The organism is Lentibacillus kimchii, from assembly GCF_042666895.1.
In the GTDB taxonomy this organism is placed as follows: domain Bacteria; phylum Bacillota; class Bacilli; order Bacillales; family Amphibacillaceae; genus Lentibacillus; species Lentibacillus kimchii.
This window is the reverse complement of sequence record NZ_JBHTGR010000031.1, coordinates 1-16,862: the sequence shown is the minus strand read 5'-3', so window position 1 is coordinate 16,862 and position 16,862 is coordinate 1. Positions and strand designations below refer to the sequence as shown.

Below are 16,862 nucleotides of genomic sequence, written 5' to 3'. Positions count from 1 at the left end.
TAAAGCAGCAGCAGGCTGCTTAGAGGAATTTTAAAAAAATACACATTAGAAATTCTGCAGGTCTTTGCGTTTTTAATAAGAGCAATTATGAAATTGATTCACTTCTTTAATATATAAAATTTTCTATATGATTTATGATTATTATACTATTTATTGGAAATAATTGATTGATTAACCATACCAGAAAGGTTCATTAAACAGGAAGACATCATGTCCTGTATCTCTAATAACATTTCCAAATAAGGCCATTTTCTAGGCAACTCCAACTGATTAGCTACTGTTAGAGCCGTGGTTATTGGTCCGAAATCTGATACTCATTTGTCCGTGACCAATCATGCCTGGGTTGGTTGAAAAAGTCGCATGGGTCATCATGCAGCTAAATCCCCTCACACATCCGCAGTTCGTTTTTTATGCGAATACTTAGCCAACAACCGCTCACACTCTTCCCACTCGGCTTGGCTATAATGAGAATTGGTATGATTGGCTGCTTGCTGCTGTTGCATAGCTTGTTTTTGTTTTCGCTCTTGAAACCATTCCGGTATGACTTCGGCTTTTCCGGGACGATGGCTGCTGGATAACTGGCTGTGCCGGTTGCGAAACTGGTGGTCATCGGCTGTGGCTTCTTCAACGGTTCGGATGCCTTTTGTCTGCCAGGATTTGAGAATGCCTTTGACGTAGCCCCATGAGAGCTTGTTCTGCTCCAGGGCGCGTCTCATCGCATCTAACACCAGTGGATCGCCCATGTCGCTAATCCAGCGCTCGATGTCCTGGGCGATATACGGGGTGGCGATGCCAAAATGCTGCTGGTAGAAGTCAGTAGCTGTTGTTATGGTTGGGTTTTGTTTGGTCTGGGTTTTGTATAGGTATTGTTTAACTAATGGGGCCGTGTTGTGGTCCGTCCTGTGGGCCACATAGTGGTCCGGATTGCGGACCGGATTGTGATCATAGGTGTGGCCCGGCGTTTGGTCTGACGGGTAGCCCTCGGATGGACGGATCGTGTCCGGGTGTGCAGCTGCTGGGTTGTCTGGCTTATCGTTATGTGGATGATCGGCATCTCGGTTTTCAGTTTGCCCGGTGACGGACTCTGTGGCGACAGGCTGTGTTGCTGGAATCGAATCCAGATGGTCTGGTGGCGTTTGTGGTGCGTTGTGCGATGCATGTTTCGGCGTGCTGGTTGGGTCGTATGGATCCTGGCAGGCGGCATCGGTATATGCGGTGAAGATTTTGATTTGCGAGATCATGCGATACGTCGCTGCTTGGTTGCCGCTGCCGGGTGTCACGTCGATATAGTCTTTTTCGATGAGTTCGGTGCGAGCGCGCTTGAAGGTGGTGCCTTTGACGCCGGATATGAACTCAAGCATAGTGGCAGGAACGGTGAACGAGGCCTGCCAGCCTGATTTATTGTTGAAGTGCATCAGCGCGTGCCAGACGGCTTGAGCCGAACCGGACAGAGGGTTGAAAACCATTTGGTCGTAGAAGGCGTTAAGTTCTTTAATATAATTCATGAGGATGCTCCTTAGCGTGGATTGTAGTGTGGTGCAGAATGGTGGTGACAGCATAGGGTACCTGGTACGGACGGATCAGAAGAAATCGTCTTGATTGATGATGTTTTGCTCGTTAAGGGTGCGCAGTTTTTTCCTGGCTTGTTTACCCCAGCTTTTTACGGCTTCAAGGGAGACATTCTCTTGCTGGGCGATTTCCGGCAAGGTTAGATTATCGATAATGTGAAATTGTACCCATTTCCATTGCTTGTCCGTCATGTGGGATTTGAGATGCTGCCAGGGTGTGGGATCGTTCAGCTGCGGGTGGGAATTGGCTGTGAGAGGCTGAGCCATTTCGCCTTCACGGCGTCGGTGATTGCCATCTGTCAGTTGTGTGCTGAATTCCTGTGTGGCTTGTTCCCTTACTTCGGTGTAGCGGTTTTCCTTGCGCATACGGTCGATAAGGCGGTTGCGGATCATGTAGTTGAAATAAGTGGCCATGGGGCCTTTATCGGGCTTGTACTTTTCGTAGGCATTCCACATGGCGATGAGGCCTTCCTGGAAGAATTCCTGATGCGGATCGCGGATGTTCATTTTGTGGAGCTGGTAATGAATCCGCCGCTTGTTCTGCTCGAAGATTTCGTCGAAGGTTATTTTGTTGTTAGTCATGTGAGTCTCCTTTGTGAATGTAATAAAGGTAGGATATGTGTGAAGGATGTCTTTGAAAAAGAGGGTGGCGAGTATCTCTATAAAGGCGAGATGCTTAGTTGTGATTACGAGTTGTTATCAATACATTTCTGGATTTCATCAAAGAAATAAAGGGGACGGCCAAGCGCGTTATGCAGTTTCAGTAAATATTTGGCTGTAACGCTGTATTCTCCCCTGAACAGCATCTAGATATTTGTCATTCATCTTAGCTTTCCAAGCAAGCTGTTCAATCGATTTTTGCTGTTGTTCCCGATACATATTTCAGATGCACCGTTAGCCACACATATCCCTCTTTTCAAGGTCAATTATCCTTGGACGGGATTAAAAGCGACACCGCGTATGCGCGGTAATTGTTGGTCTAGGGGAACATAGTTGGCTTATGGTGCCTGGCACGGTCCGGTTTATTTTCGAGATGATATATTCCACTATTTTACTAAGATATTTTTGACTATATTGGAAAGATAACAAAGTATACATTAGTATGTGGTACGTATATGCGTACCGATTGAGTGCTTGGCACGGCCCGGGTTTTGTCGATATATGTCGAATGGCGTTAATGTTCATTTGATATATTCGAAAGTTTGTTAAATATGCTTTTCTCTGCTTTGACGGGGGTTAATATTAGCAGATGAGCAGGGAGAAATCTGGTTTTTGATCTTCAGGCATATACAATACTGAAATTCTCTTATCTTTGAGGGGAACATACGACCTTGACTTTAATTAAACAATCGGCTAATCTATTAATACAAGAGATAGAGAGCATTTGTGGAGAACGCCCATGACAATACACAAAAAAACAGCCACTCCATCCTATATGGAGAGCTGTTTTAAGACGAGCGCTTATTCCTCATGATTTTCGCTGGAGAGACTGGAGAGAACGGCTACTCTTGGTACGATGCCAAGAAGTTTTCCGTCTTTGATGATGGCAATAGGATACTTGGATCTGGTTGCTTTGTTGATTAAGTCCTGAACATAATCGTCAGGGGCGGCTGTTTCGTTGTTGTCTGTCAGGACGTCTTGCAGCGTTTGGCCGGACTTTGATGCTTCCAGGGCGTCATCAATGGTTACAATGCCTTTGAGCTGTCTGTTTGTGTCAATTGCATATACACTGGACAAACCATTGCTTCTCATTTCCCGAATCGCTACTTTGACGCTGTCCCTGATATTAATGAGGGAATTGGGCCTGATCATAATATCTTCAGCCTTCAGGATTTTGGAACGGTCGATATCCTGGACAAAATCAGCGATATAGTCGTTTGCAGGGTTCTCTAAGATATTTTCCGGCGTGTCAATCTGCTCAATTTCTCCGTCTTTCATAACGGCAACACGGTCTCCGAGCTTGAACGCTTCATTGACATCGTGGGTAATGAAGATGACGGTTTTTTGCAGTTTGTTCTTCTGCAGATCAAGTAATTCCAGCTGCATGTCACGGCGGATGAGTGGGTCCAAGGCGCTGAATGGCTCATCCATCAGGAGGATCTCTGGTTCATTGGCGAGAGCGCGGGCGAGTCCCACGCGTTGTTGCATACCACCGCTCAATTCATCCGGGAATGTATCCTCCCATCCTTTTAATCCTACCGTTTCCAGGTTTGATCGTGCTTTATCCAAACATTCCTGCTTATCGATGCCCCGCACTTCCAATCCATAGACGACGTTCATCAGGATGGTACGGTGGTCGAACAGCCCGAAATGCTGGAACACCATCGCCAGTTGATGCCGCCGGAATTGTTTGAGTTGTTTATGGTTATAGTGTGTGATGTCTTCACCATCAACTAGAATATGGCCGTCGGTCGGTTTATTCAGGAGATTCAAACAGCGAATCAGGGTTGATTTGCCGCTCCCGGAAAGGCCCATAATGACGAACATTTCGCCTTCTTTCACATCGAAAGAAACGTTGTTAACGCCAACTGTATGCCCTGTTTCTTCATAAATTTCTTCTTTTGATTTGCCTTGTTTTGCATATTTTAAGGCTCTTTTGGGGTTTGTGCCAAAAACCTTCGATAATTCTTTCACTTCCATTTTAACCGTCATATGCACATACGCCTCCATTTACATGCTGCATGTTTTAATGTTGTTTTTGGATATTGTCTGATAGAGAAAGGGTGAGCCGGTCAATGATGATCGCCAAAAATACGATACTGATGCCTGCTTCGAATCCCTTGGCAATGTCCACTTGCCCGAGTGCGTGTAATACTTCCAGGCCAAGTCCTTTTACACCAACCATGGATGCAACGACGACCATCGCGAGTGCCATCATCGTCGTTTGGTTGACACCGGTCATGATGGCTGGGAGTGCTTGAGGGATCTCGACCTTCCGGAGCATTTGCATCCGTGAAGAGCCAAATGATAACCCCGCCTCGACTACTTCATTAGGTACTTGCCGGATAGATAGGCTTGTCAATCGCATGATTGGCGGGATGGCATAAATGACCGTGGAAAGCAGCCCCGCTGTCAGACCAAGTCCGAAGAAAAAGATCGCCGGGATCAGATAGACGAACGTGGGCATCGTCTGCATGCCATCCAGAATAGGCTTTACGATTATTTCAAATCGTTTGGAATAAGCCATCAGGACACCGAACGGAATACCGATGATAACGGAAATGATAACAGATGCCAGAACAATGCTCAGTGTGAACATCATATCATCCCAATATCCGAACATACCGATCAGCACCAAAAACAGAGAAAATACAATGCCGTTGGACAGGGATTTGAACTGCCATGCCAAAAGTAAAATGATCAAGATGAAATACCACCAGGGCAGCCAGATCAGAAAATCGTTGAAATTGTTCAGCATCCAGAGCACGCCTGTGTTGATTCCATCGAAAAAGGTGCCCCAGTGCGTTGTGAGCCATTTAACAATGAGATCGACGTAATCACCTAAGTGAAGAGTTAAAGATTCCGGGAAATTAAACATTGTGTGGGTTGCTTCGCCGCAACCGCCACCTCACTTTCTGTAAAAGATGTTAGAGTCGTTGAATGATAGAAAGTCGTTTTTGCATGGAAAATGATGTTGTTCCATTGGAAGGACATTAGCATCAGTAAGCATCCTGCACTTTTTGAGCCACATCATCCGGAACCCACTCGGCCCAGACATCTTCGTGCTCTTCCACCCACCATTTTGCTGCTTCCTCAGCTGATGCGTCATTGTCATCCATATAAACAAGTGCTTCCCCTGTTAGATCAGTGGAGGTTTTATATTGCTCCAGAAATTTCATCGCATCGGGATATTTCTCCTCAAAGTCTTTATAGACACTTACATAAACGTCATCTGGTGGAAACTTGGTACCAAAGTTATCGTTCCAGGTTTCCTCATCGTAATCAGGTTCTTCCAGCATGGTCATATCATATTTGGTCGCCAATGCAGTTGGCGTCCAGTAGTATCCAACCCACGGTTCTTTATTTTCATAGGCTCTGACGAATGATGCGGATAATGCCCCTTCTGTACCAGGTGTGAAATGGTTATATGTCTCGTCCAACCCATACACTTTCACCTTTTTCATGGTGATTTCAGACGCTTCTGCCTCACTATATCCTCCGATGATCCTGCCTTTTTCAGGGTCTTCTGGATCCTCGAAAATATCTTGGTAATCGGGTAAATCGTCGACACTTTCCAGATCAGGAGCTATAGGTTCGATACCTCTTTCTTTATCGCCTTCAATGACATATGTCGGGACAAAAAAACCCTGTTGACCGGTAAAATTTGTTTTTAATACGTCGATGTCTCCGGCTTTTTTTGCTTCCTCAAAAGCATCCCGGTAATTATTCGGCCACACTTCCATCGTTACGTCTATATTACCTTGCGTAAAATCGGTGAACGTAGCCGCCGTTGAACCGCTCTTTGTTTCTGTGTCATAGTCATATCCATTTTCAAGAATGAATTGGGCAATATGATTATGTACTCGAATGCTGTCCCATTGGGGGTCGGCAAAACTGATTGTTCCTTTTGCTTCTTCGGTCGCCGTCTCGGTTGTCATGCTGGATATTATAATTATAATAAATAACCCAAGCATGCCAATCCATGTGTAAGTCCATCTATTTTTCATATTCGTTTCCTTTCTATTGTATTTATTACCCTTAAAGCTGGATGAAGGATGAGATATTGAAATGTTCCATAAGGAAAAACAAGAGAACATGCATCAGGTGACTTCTTTCAAAACGATATTTATCCCGGACAATGAAGCTATTTTAATAATTGTAATATTTCCTTAATACGTTATAAGTATATAAAAAAATGCCTATTACCACAAATTGTATTTAAGATAATATTTTGGGATTTTAAAGGCTTATGTCGAAAAATAGTATTAATAGGCAAGAAAATCGGTGAAATACAAACACATAGTCCGTTTTTATTCGAATAACGTTAATCTCGTTCTTTCGGTGCCTGTCAACCCGGGTTTTGTCGAATGCTGAAAGCGAGTGCTGGCTATATGGATCTAGCTCTCGCTTTTTTTGTTTTAGGGGAAAAGAGGCAGGGTTGTTAAAATTCGTCCCTAACTTTTGGCGATCGCGGATTTTCAGCTTATATTTATCGAGCTGGTTGTTCCATCGGGTGTGGCGATAGCTGATGATGCGTTCTGGGATCGCGTGAAGTCGAAGCTGACGGCCAATCAGTGGAAATGGGTGCAGTATCACATCATTGAGGACATGCGTTTGCCGGAGATAGCGCGTCAGGAAGGTGTTTCGGCTGAGGCTGTGAAAAGCTGGGGACGCGAGGCAAGGAGGAGCGGAAGCGCGAACAGGAAGAAGCAGCGAAAGAGGTGCGTGACTCGGTTGCTGGCGAAGTATCGGAGCGGGTAAGGCGTGTGCTTGGGGTGGGTGGCTGCCTCCACAATTTGCATAAGTGCTGTCTTGTTTACCGCGTGCAAAGCATAAGTCTTTACAAGTTGATTTTATTACATTAATATATCCTATGAACCAATCATCCTACAACTTACGGAGGGGCCTCATGATACAAAAACCCAATCGCATGTCACTGGTGGAGCAGGTTGCCGAACAGATCGAGCAATTAATTGAACAAGGGGAATGGAAGATAGGCGAAAAACTGCCACCTGAAATGGAATTAATGGAGGATTTTGACGTCAGCCGTAATACATTAAGAGAAGCGATCCGGGCTTTAGTACACGCCGGATTATTGGAGACCAAACAAGGCAGTGGAACGACTGTGCGATCAAAAAGTGCTCTTGGAGCAGCGTTAAAACCCTATGCTAAAAAAGCTACCATGCTAGAAACACTTGAAGTACGATTAGGTTTGGAAAAACAAGCAGCCCAGATGGCTTCCCAACATAGAACAGATGCTGATTTAAAGAAAATGGAATCACACCTAAACAATGGTAAACAGGCTTTTGAACTCAAAAATCTTGATCAGTTTATTACGTCCGATATTCAGTTTCACAAAACGATTGTGCAGGCTTCCGATAATCAGTTATTGATTGATTTATATGAACATATGACAGATATCATATATTCCTTCGCTTATGATTTCATGGTTATGGAACCTTCTTTTCCATTTGGACAAGCGTTTCATCTTGGTCTATTTCAAGCCATTGAGAATCAGGATAAAGCGTCTGCAGTAGCGTATGTTGATAAGGATATGGCGTTATTAAGGGAAAGTATAACTAAAATGATGGAGGAATAGAGTAGTCATGAGTAAACAAACAGGAGCATTAACAAACAACACGACCAAAGCCAGCTGGTTATTACTTATCGGTGTTATCTTAGTCGGGTCTAATTTAAGGGTCCCCATAACGTCTGTCGGATCACTCGTTTCTTTTATCCGTGATGACCTTGGCATCAGCAATACGGTTGCAGGCTTAATAACGACATTGCCTTTGCTTGCATTCGCTGTTCTATCTCCATTTGCACCGAAAATAGCCAATCGTATAGGCATGGAATGGACAATAGCACTGTCATTGGTACTGCTTATCATTGGTATCATCATACGCTCAATAACAGGAATTGGGCTTTTATTTACCGGAACACTTCTTATTGGACTGGCTATCGCCGTTGGTAATGTGTTAATCCCAGGAATTATCAAGATGAATTTTCCTTTAAAAATAGGCATTATGACTGGTATGTACGCTGTATTCATGAATATATTCGGTGCTTTGGGGTCTGGGTTAAGCGTGCCTATTTCGTCTGCTGGAAACATGGGATGGCAAGGTGCCCTTGGTATCTGGGGACTACTGACACTTATTTCTCTGCTAGTATGGCTCCCACAGCTGCGCAAACAGCGTGATACATCACCTGAAGCAAATGCAGAAGCCAAGCAAAAAAGCAATTTATGGCGTTCCCCGATCGCCTGGGGGATAACCCTGTTTATGGGAGGACAATCCCTGGGCTTTTATACGTTAATTGCCTGGATGCCGGATATATTGAATTCTATCGGCTATAATGCAGGCACTGCCGGATGGATGGTCTTTCTGATGCAAGCTGCATTGATTCCCACTACTTTTGTTATTCCGGTTATCGCTGAAAAAATGAAGAATCAGATTAGTCTGGCTGTCGGAACGGCTGTATTGTTTATGATTGGATTTACCGGATTACTGTTTGAGAGTATGATGTTTGTGCCATTATGGGCTATTCTGCTTGGAATTGCCGGAGGAAGTGGATTTAGTCTCTCCATGATGTTCTTTACAATCAGAACCCACAATGGAAAAGAAGCAGCTGAATTGTCAGGCATGGCTCAATCATTTGGATACCTTTTAGCTGCCTTAGGTCCTGTGCTTGTCGGTACCTTGCACGACATAGGCGGTGGGTGGACAATGCCGCTGCTGTTCTTAATTCTCATATCCGTGATCGTTCTGATAGCGGGTATTGTGTCTGGTAAAGAAAGGACCATATCAGATCGGACCGCAAAACAAAGTGACCAAGAGATTGCGGAAGCGGAAATGTATTAATTTGTCAGGATAATGAAAGGATGGGCAAACATGTTTAATAACATTCTTGTCGCGATTGATGAGGATACGCCTGCATTTTGCGGTAGGTGATAGGCTATTTCCTAAGGACCAGGCTTTATAGTAGATCGGCTTTATGCGACAATGCCATCTGATATGCTAAAGTATAGGTATGGCTTGATGATCATATAGAGGAGGATGCATAGATGGTAAGTAATATGGATATGAAGCATCTCAAGCGGTGTGTGGAACTTGCTGAGGAAGCACTGGATGCTGGTGATGCGCCATTTGGATCAGTCCTTGTCTCAGCAGACGGCGACGTGCTAAAGGAAGATCGCAATCGTGACGCAACAGTCGACAAAACGCATCATCCCGAATTTGAATTGGCGCGCTGGGCTGCACAGAATATGACGCCGGAGGACCGGAAGCAGGCCACTGTTTATACATCAGGCGAGCATTGTTCCATGTGTTCAACGGCGCACGGAATTGCCGGCTTGGACCGGATTGTTTATGTCAGCTCATCACGTCAGCTGTCAGAGTGGCACAAAGACATGAACATTTCTAAAGAAGGTCCCATTTATTCTTACCCAATCGAAGACATTATCCGTGATGCGAATGTTGAAGGCCCTGTGCCTGAACTAGCCGAACAGGTTCGCGAGCTGCAGCGCAGGTATCATGAAGGGTGACTTAATCTCCCCGCGTCGATATGCGCGGGGAGTTAGCTTTTTGCAAAGTGAAATAGGTGTTTCAATCTCTGTTACCCCCGGATTAACGTAAGACCCCGCAGGTAAAAAAAGCCCCCGACCCATTCGTCCGGGGGAACATCACGATCCAACTAAAAACCATACTATTATGTTCTGTCCCAAAATCGCTGTTGTTTAATAGCACGGACAAAATCCAGACCGAAGTCAGCGTTATTGCCAGTGTAAACGACCCCGGCTGAATTATTCGTCCCTGATGCTGCTAGATAGGACTGCCCGGTTGATGCTACACCAATGGGTTTATAATGTTTATACGCTACGTTTACATACTCATTAACTTCATCATTAAATTTATCTTGTACCTTCGATTGACCTCCGATGATATAGAGAGAATCTAATAAATAAGGGTTTGTTGTCAGAAACGTCTTGTCAACTTTGAGTGTTGTGCCATCATCCCCGGTAACCGTTCCCAGGGTATCACTTACAATGACCACAAACACGCCGTATTCTTTTAATGTTTGGAGTGTACGTGTTACCTCATTGGCATTAAATCCGTCGCCAATCAAGACACCCACTTTTAAAGAGAAAGCATATTTAGGTGTACCTGTTTGGCTCAGGGATGGGTAACTTGTTGATACGGAGACATGTGTACCGCTTGGACGACTGACCCCAACGTTATCGGCGACAGTGGCAGCCATATTTTTATCAACATTGACTAATAAATCGACGGCTTGCTGGCGCACTGATTCACTTTTGACACTGCCAATTTGAAAATTCAGAGCTTCAATCATATGCTGCCTTTCAATAGCCGTTAAACTGTTCCAAAAAATTCTCGGCTGTGTAAAGTGATCATCAAATTTTTCAGGTCGCTCGCGTGTGAGGTGGCCCGATACTTGTGACGGGTAATGTTCGTATCCGCCTTGCTCGGGCGGCGTTGTGTACGGCGTATTGTTTAAAAGTGAGTTTTGATGATAATTCGTCTGATCCGCATCGATTTCATAGTTCATATACCCTTCTTGCTGGTTATTATGAAACGGACAAATAGGTCGATTAATTGGCAAGTGCTGAAAGTTTTTCCCGCCTAAGCGATGGTATTGGGTAGGCTGATAGGCAATTAACCAGCCCTGCAAGACCGGGTCATTCGAAAATCCAATGCCTGGGACGACATTCGCAGGATTAAATGCGACCTGCTCATTCTCAGCAAAATCATTTTCCACATTTCGATTCAACGTCATTTTACCAATCATCTGAACAGGGATAAGTTCTTCAGGCCAGAACTTCGTAGAATCAAGGATATCAAAGTCATAGTTGAATTGATCTTCCTCTGAAATGAGCTGCACGCCTAGTTCATATTCAGCATACGCGCCTTGATCAATCGCGTCTCTCAGATCCCGGCGGTGAAAATCCGGATCGATGCCGCCAATCTTCTGTGCTTCATCCATTAGCAGGGAATGGGATCCCAGGACAGGTTTCCAAACGTACCGGACAAACGTCTTCACACCTTCCTCATTCACAAAGAGGTATGTATTCACTGACCATGATTCCATCATCCGGTAACTTCTGAGCACGCCTCGGTCTGACATAACCCACAGCGTCATGTGCAGTGATTCAGGGTTATTTGCCACGTAATCCCAGAAATTATCATGGGCACCTGCGGCTTGCGGCATGCCAGTGCGTGGTTCAGGCTGGTAGGCATGAATCAAGTCAGGAAACTTCATCGGGTCCTGATTGATTAATACAGGGAAATCAATCGTCGTCAGATCGATATTGCCTTCCTCCGTGTACATTTTCACACCTAAGCAGCGTAAATCTCTCGCTGTGTCTTTTGAGCCTTTGTTTCCTTGCACCGTTGAAAAGCGAACAAATAAGGGCGTCTTTTTTCCAGCTTCCTGTAAAAAGCCAGCTTTTGTAAACTGCTTCATCGATTGGTAGCATTCAAACTCGCCATGCGCCCCGTATCCTCTGGCGTGAAGCCTTCTTGGAGGTACCGTTTCATGTCCAAAGGATGTCATCTTTTCAAAAAAATGGACATTCTCTAATACGCCCGGTCCTCGCTCCCCAGCCGTTAAGATTCTCTCGTCATTCGAGACTTGTCTTCCCTGATTCGTTGTCATTGGCTGTCCTGCATCACTAACACGAAATTCATCTAATTGTTCATTCTTGCTATTTCCATTGGAAGATGAATAATCAGACATAAAATCACTCCATTCATTTTGTTGTTGCTAATCAACTGATGTTTATGAACTAGTTTTGATCTTAAAAAAATTTTTATGCGTGTATTTACGGTGCCTGGCACGGCCCGCATTTTGTCGAATGCTCGTGGGTGGACAGGCAGGCTTATGGTGTGGTGCCGGGAAAGCGAGAGGCGTGAGAATAAACATTTTAAATTGTTTTCATTAAATGACAAATATTTAGACAAATGCTACAATAGTCTGACAATCCAAACATCGGAGAGGAGATGCACTTATGTCAGGCAAAACAACGATCGTACCAATCAGTGGTGGTTATCATGTATGGACGAGACGGGTGGGTGAAGGCCCGATAAAGGTTCTGCTGCTGCACGGCGGTCCTGGCGCGACACACGAGTACTTTGAAAACTTTGCGGATTATTTGCCGCCTGAAGGCATTGAAGTTTATTTCTATGATCAACTGGGATCTTATTTTTCAGACCAGCCTGATGACACTAGTCTATGGAATATTGAGCGGTTTCGCGAAGAAGTAGAAGAAGTGCGGCAATATTTGGGGCTTGAGCAATTTTACATCCTTGGTTCGTCATGGGGCGGTATTTTAGGTATGGAATATGCTCTGAAATATGGGGATCATCTAGCAGGATTGGTTATTTCCAATATGACAGCAAGCATTCCATCCTATGTTGAATATCTCAACGTGCTTAGAAATCAGCTTCCTCAGCATCTGATCGATACACTTAATAAATATGAAGCTGCCGGTGACTATAGTGCACCAGAATACGAGGAAATTATACATGAGCATCTGGACAAGCAGCATGTTTGCCGCCTGGATCCGTGGCCGAGTGCTGTTGAACGTGGCTTCGGCCGAACGAATGAAGACATTTATAACACCATGCAGGGAGCCAATGAATTTGTGTTCACCGGCACATTGAAGGACTGGGATCGCTGGGACTCTCTGAAAAATATTACGACACCAACACTAATGATCGTCGGGCGGCATGATACGATGTCTGTCAGCGATATTGAAGAAATGGGGCGCCGGATTCCTCACTCAAGGGTTGGCATCTGTGAGCAGGGCAGTCATTTATCCATGTGGGACGACCCGGAAGCTTATTTTAGTCACTTAATTCAATTTCTCAAAGACGTTAATGCTGGCGAGTTTGAATAATCTATTTTGAAAGGTCACGCAGATGAAGCAGTTTCTTCATTAAACAATCACCCTGTCCGCTTGGATCAGGGTGATTGTTTTGTGGGAAGGTTGATCATGGCAAGGGGGGATGTTATTTATGGGGCGTCAATAATTTTGTGTAAATGACCTTATCCCTGTAGAAGTTTAGCCATTGTTTTTCATAGCTTCAAGATTAGATGATTGCTCGAAGCCACAGCGGCAGCTGCTTGTCCTTGACCCTGCGCCTCTTCTTCGTGATTCGCTGTGTTGTGTTCAGGGACCCGGCCAGCGAGAGCGTAGAAGAGATCGGTCGTAGTACACTGGGTGCGTGGATGGAGCCCTTTGAGAGGGCAGGTATATACTGTTGATGGCGGCAGAATGACTCAGTTGAGCCTTCCCTGAACAAGGGTTTCACATCATTTGCTTGTGCTCTATAACCTTTACAGTAAGAACAGGCTGCATTCTGGAATGTTACTCCCTCGGACGATCATATCCAAAGGAATACCAATTGCTGGTGACTATTAAGAATTAAGTTAAAAGTCTCTTAGCAATCTCCTCATAGAGCAGAATGCCATTCGTATTTATCCAACTCAACATACACATCTGGCTGATGAGCGACGGATGCATCACCAGGCGTCTTGAACCCAGCCTGACAAAAGAATCCCTGTAACGGGACTGTTCGAATGCCGTTATTTACGCTACACTTGTCACATTATGAAATAACACGAAACCTAAAAGGGGAAGCGATGCAAAATGACGTGGGACGTTCTTAATATCATAGGCACGCTTGCTTTTGCCATTAGTGGTGCCATTATTGCACTAAAAGAGCATTATGACATATTAGGTGTCCAAGTTTTAGGGTTTACGACAGCATTCGGAGGCAGTACGATCCGAAATTTGCTAATTGGCATACCAATTGAAAACATTTGGACGCAGGGTGATTTATTCATCGCCGTTTTCCTAACGAATATCATTATCTTTATACTGCCGAGACAGTGGTTTGAATATTGGTTTAAATGGGGCATTCTTTTTGATGCCATCGGGTTAGCATCATTTGCGATTCAAGGGGCTGTCAGTGCTGTTGAAATTGGCGCACCTTTAAGTGCAGTGCTTGTTGCAGCAACTTTGACAGGTTCAGGCGGGGGTATGATCCGGGATGTTTTTGCTGGAAGGAAACCAATGATTTTTCGCGCTGAGATTTATGCTCTCTGGGCGGCACTTGGCGGGTTAATGGTTGGTCTCGGCGTCATCCAGGGCCCTTGGATGACAGGTGCCCTTTTTGCTGCAATTGTTACGTTGAGGATGTTGTCGGTGCAATTTAAATGGCGATTACCTCAGCGTTCAATATCGTGATGACACGGTATAAAATCAATGTTAAGCAATGGGTGCAATTCTGGCATAAAAATTATGCGCCAGATTACTGAAGAAGTACTATTATTGGGCCAGTGAACACAGTACTTCCATCCTGATTATATAAATCAAGAATCGATTGGCTGGCGCTCTATTCGTTCTTTTATGAAATGAGGTTTAATTCGATATTCATTGTTCGGTAAATGCTTCTTACTCTAGGTGTTAGGTCATCCAAATAAATAATATAAAACACAAAAAAATCACATTGTTTGCGTTATCAAGTAATACTGTAATATTCTATATGGGTAGTAGTGTAATGAGAAAGAAGAAGTTTAAGCTTTCTATTATATAAACGCTAATTTAAAAATCTGAGGAGGAATTGAGTATGTCTACAGAAACAAACTCTGCGAATATTATGGAACAAACCTTCCAATATAATGCACATAACTATCACCCATTACCGGTTGTTATTTCTGAAGCAGAAGGCGTCTGGGCAAAAGACCCTGAAGGAAATAATTATGTGGACATGCTGAGTTCTTATTCGGCACTTAATCATGGGCACCGCCATCCGAAGATCATTCAAGCAGTGAAGGATCAGCTTGATACTCTAACATTAACGTCCCGAGCATTTCACAATGACGTGCTTGGACCATGGGCTAAGCGTGTCGCTGAGTTGACGAACAAGGATAAAGTTTTGCCTATGAATACAGGTGTTGAGGCAACTGAAACGGCGATCAAGGCAGCTCGCCGCTGGGCTTATGAAGTCAAAGGTGTAGAAGATAACAAGGCTGAAATTATCGCAGCGACAGGGAACTTTCACGGCCGTACGTTAAATGCTATATCCATGTCCGATGACCCTGAGGCAACGAAAAATTATGGCCCTTTTATGCCAGGAATATACCAGGCAGCGTATGGTGACGCAGAGGCTATTCGAGAAGCTATTACAGCAAACACTGCCGCCGTGATTGTGGAACCCATTCAAGGAGAGGCCGGTATCATTATTCCGCCCGAAGGTTACCTGAAAGAGGTTCGTGACATCTGTACAGAAAACAATGTCCTGTTCATTGCTGATGAAATACAAACAGGATTAGGACGTACTGGTAAAATGTTTGCTTGTGATTGGGAAAATGTCGTTCCGGATATCTATGCTATGGGCAAGGCATTAGGCGGCGGTGTCATGCCGGTGTCTGCTATTGCTGCTAATGATGATATTATGAATGTTTTCATACCAGGGTCACATGGATCAACCTTCGGAGGCAACCCATTAGCTTGTGCCGCATCCATGGCCGCCATTGATGTGATTGAAGAAGAAAATCTTGCTCAAAAGTCACTTGAGCTTGGAGAATACTTCGCAAATGCACTAAAAGAAATCAATAATCCAGAAATAAAAGAGATTCGCGCCCGCGGTCTTTTCATCGGGGTGGAATTCAATAAACCCGTTCGTCCTTTATGTGAGGAAATCATAGAAGCTGGTGTGTTATGTAAGGAAACACATGAAAATACGATTCGGTTCGCGCCTCCGCTCGTTATTACGAAAGAAGAACTTGATTGGGGCATTGATAAGATAAAACAAGTATTGTCAAATTAAAATCATAATGTTTCTGATGAGAATTGACATGTCATTCTCTGCAGAGAACGACTCGCCAAATTTGGCCAGGTCTTTCAGTGAAAATGATAAGCTGCAGGCTTAACAATTAAGTGAGACATGGAATATCGCTAAGCTTGGCAATATAATATATTCTAATAGAAAGTCTTGATGAAGCATGGGGATTTCGACCTCATGCTTTTTTATTGATTTGTAAGTCTTATTGTAGTAAATATATTCTGAGAATCAGCGTATATTGCGTATTTCGGACTTGGCTGGCGACTCCATATAAGCGGGGAATACACAACGTTTCTGGCATATTCCTCGTTCACCAAGACTACCTCGATATTGATACTTCCCGAGCCTCTGTAATAGTTTCACAGGTTAGCAATGTATCAAGCATGCACCATGTTCGGTGGGTCCAATTCACGCTAGGACCAGTTTTTGCCCGTTTCAGACGGATAGATAGGCTTTCCTAATGTATAAAGAAAATATCCCAATCGTTTGGACTGTCTTTGGACAAGGAAATGACATATACCCAATTGGACAAGCGGATATGAGGTATTGTGTGCTTGGCCGGCAGTTGCTGACCATTACGGATATATGTGGGAAAGCGAAAATACGACTTCCCATACTATCGGTATCTGGTTATGGGTTAACTTATATAAAATATAGATAGTACTGAGCGAATTTCATAATTCATAGCCCTTGCGGCGCAAGGACTTAAAAACGTAAAAAAGGAAGTACCTCCCCAAATCTTGTATAATGGTAGTTGAACTAAAAC

The 16,862-nt window shown here is 44.2% G+C and carries 13 protein-coding genes; 7 read left to right on the top strand and 6 right to left on the bottom strand.

The genetic code is table 11. The features are described 5' to 3' along the window. Positions 1-386 precede the first annotated feature (386 nt). The 5 genes from ACFQU8_RS09710 to ACFQU8_RS09690 all read right to left on the bottom strand — a co-directional run bounded on the left by ACFQU8_RS09710 (position 387) and on the right by ACFQU8_RS09690 (position 6,166). A complete protein-coding gene (locus ACFQU8_RS09710) occupies positions 387-1,505 on the bottom strand; it encodes a DnaD domain-containing protein (RefSeq protein WP_382359250.1) in 1,119 nt (372 codons plus the stop codon). A 75-nt stretch (positions 1,506-1,580) separates the two neighbouring features. Beyond that, positions 1,581-2,150: a sigma-70 family RNA polymerase sigma factor gene (locus ACFQU8_RS09705; RefSeq protein WP_382359247.1), complete on the bottom strand. Its 570-nt coding sequence runs from the start codon at positions 2,148-2,150 to the stop codon at positions 1,581-1,583. An 879-nt stretch (positions 2,151-3,029) separates the two neighbouring features. Further along, complete coding sequence (locus ACFQU8_RS09700) at positions 3,030-4,220, bottom strand: quaternary amine ABC transporter ATP-binding protein (RefSeq protein WP_382359244.1); 1,191 nt, start codon at positions 4,218-4,220, stop codon at positions 3,030-3,032. 34 nt (positions 4,221-4,254) lie between these two features. After that, entirely contained in the window at positions 4,255-5,106 is an 852-nt protein-coding gene (locus ACFQU8_RS09695) for an ABC transporter permease (RefSeq protein WP_382359242.1), read from the bottom strand. Positions 5,107-5,227: 121 nt separating this feature from the next. Beyond that, a complete protein-coding gene (locus ACFQU8_RS09690; protein ID WP_382359239.1) occupies positions 5,228-6,166 on the bottom strand; it encodes an ABC transporter substrate-binding protein in 939 nt (312 codons plus the stop codon). A 523-nt stretch (positions 6,167-6,689) separates the two neighbouring features. Between ACFQU8_RS09690 and ACFQU8_RS09685 the strand changes: the two genes are divergently transcribed. The 4 genes from ACFQU8_RS09685 to ACFQU8_RS09670 all read left to right on the top strand — a co-directional run bounded on the left by ACFQU8_RS09685 (position 6,690) and on the right by ACFQU8_RS09670 (position 9,771). Then, positions 6,690-6,989, top strand: coding sequence for a hypothetical protein (locus ACFQU8_RS09685; RefSeq protein WP_382359236.1), 300 nt, complete (start codon positions 6,690-6,692; stop codon positions 6,987-6,989). Between the two features lie 148 nt (positions 6,990-7,137). After that, a complete protein-coding gene (locus ACFQU8_RS09680; protein WP_382359233.1) occupies positions 7,138-7,827 on the top strand; it encodes a FadR/GntR family transcriptional regulator in 690 nt (229 codons plus the stop codon). 7 nt (positions 7,828-7,834) lie between these two features. Next, the gene (locus ACFQU8_RS09675; RefSeq protein WP_382359230.1) at positions 7,835-9,088 is read left to right on the top strand and encodes a CynX/NimT family MFS transporter; all 1,254 of its coding nucleotides are present in this window, start codon (positions 7,835-7,837) and stop codon (positions 9,086-9,088) included. A 203-nt stretch (positions 9,089-9,291) separates the two neighbouring features. After that, positions 9,292-9,771, top strand: a complete 480-nt coding sequence (locus ACFQU8_RS09670; RefSeq protein ID WP_382359227.1) for a nucleoside deaminase — start codon at positions 9,292-9,294, stop codon at positions 9,769-9,771. Between the two features lie 164 nt (positions 9,772-9,935). On the opposite strand, the gene ACFQU8_RS09665 is transcribed toward ACFQU8_RS09670, so the two are convergent. After that, positions 9,936-11,981 carry a catalase gene (locus ACFQU8_RS09665; RefSeq protein WP_382359224.1) on the bottom strand — a complete coding sequence of 682 codons (2,046 nt, stop codon included), beginning with the start codon at positions 11,979-11,981 and terminating at the stop codon, positions 9,936-9,938. Between the two features lie 271 nt (positions 11,982-12,252). Here ACFQU8_RS09665 and ACFQU8_RS09660 point away from each other — a divergent pair, with 271 nt between their 5' ends. From ACFQU8_RS09660 to ACFQU8_RS09650, 3 genes are all read left to right on the top strand, one after another. Further along, positions 12,253-13,143 (top strand): proline iminopeptidase-family hydrolase, encoded by an 891-nt coding sequence (locus tag ACFQU8_RS09660; RefSeq protein ID WP_382359221.1) that lies wholly within the window; start codon positions 12,253-12,255, stop codon positions 13,141-13,143. A 753-nt stretch (positions 13,144-13,896) separates the two neighbouring features. Further along, positions 13,897-14,496: a trimeric intracellular cation channel family protein gene (locus ACFQU8_RS09655; RefSeq protein WP_382359218.1), complete on the top strand. Its 600-nt coding sequence runs from the start codon at positions 13,897-13,899 to the stop codon at positions 14,494-14,496. A gap of 382 nt (positions 14,497-14,878) precedes the next feature. After that, positions 14,879-16,081 (top strand): ornithine--oxo-acid transaminase, encoded by a 1,203-nt coding sequence (locus ACFQU8_RS09650; RefSeq protein WP_382359215.1) that lies wholly within the window; start codon positions 14,879-14,881, stop codon positions 16,079-16,081. Positions 16,082-16,862: the final 781 nt, after the last annotated feature.

Coding starts and splice junctions, on each gene's coding strand:
- ACFQU8_RS09710 (WP_382359250.1), bottom strand. CDS start 1,505: ATGAATTATATTAAAGAACTTAACGCCTTCTACGACCAAATGGTTTTC.
- ACFQU8_RS09705 (WP_382359247.1), bottom strand. CDS start 2,150: ATGACTAACAACAAAATAACCTTCGACGAAATCTTCGAGCAGAACAAG.
- ACFQU8_RS09700 (WP_382359244.1), bottom strand. CDS start 4,220: ATGACGGTTAAAATGGAAGTGAAAGAATTATCGAAGGTTTTTGGCACA.
- ACFQU8_RS09695 (WP_382359242.1), bottom strand. CDS start 5,106: ATGTTTAATTTCCCGGAATCTTTAACTCTTCACTTAGGTGATTACGTC.
- ACFQU8_RS09690 (WP_382359239.1), bottom strand. CDS start 6,166: ATGACAACCGAGACGGCGACCGAAGAAGCAAAAGGAACAATCAGTTTT.
- ACFQU8_RS09680 (WP_382359233.1), top strand. CDS start 7,138: ATGATACAAAAACCCAATCGCATGTCACTGGTGGAGCAGGTTGCCGAA.
- ACFQU8_RS09675 (WP_382359230.1), top strand. CDS start 7,835: ATGAGTAAACAAACAGGAGCATTAACAAACAACACGACCAAAGCCAGC.
- ACFQU8_RS09670 (WP_382359227.1), top strand. CDS start 9,292: ATGGTAAGTAATATGGATATGAAGCATCTCAAGCGGTGTGTGGAACTT.
- ACFQU8_RS09665 (WP_382359224.1), bottom strand. CDS start 11,981: ATGTCTGATTATTCATCTTCCAATGGAAATAGCAAGAATGAACAATTA.
- ACFQU8_RS09660 (WP_382359221.1), top strand. CDS start 12,253: ATGTCAGGCAAAACAACGATCGTACCAATCAGTGGTGGTTATCATGTA.
- ACFQU8_RS09655 (WP_382359218.1), top strand. CDS start 13,897: ATGACGTGGGACGTTCTTAATATCATAGGCACGCTTGCTTTTGCCATT.
- ACFQU8_RS09650 (WP_382359215.1), top strand. CDS start 14,879: ATGTCTACAGAAACAAACTCTGCGAATATTATGGAACAAACCTTCCAA.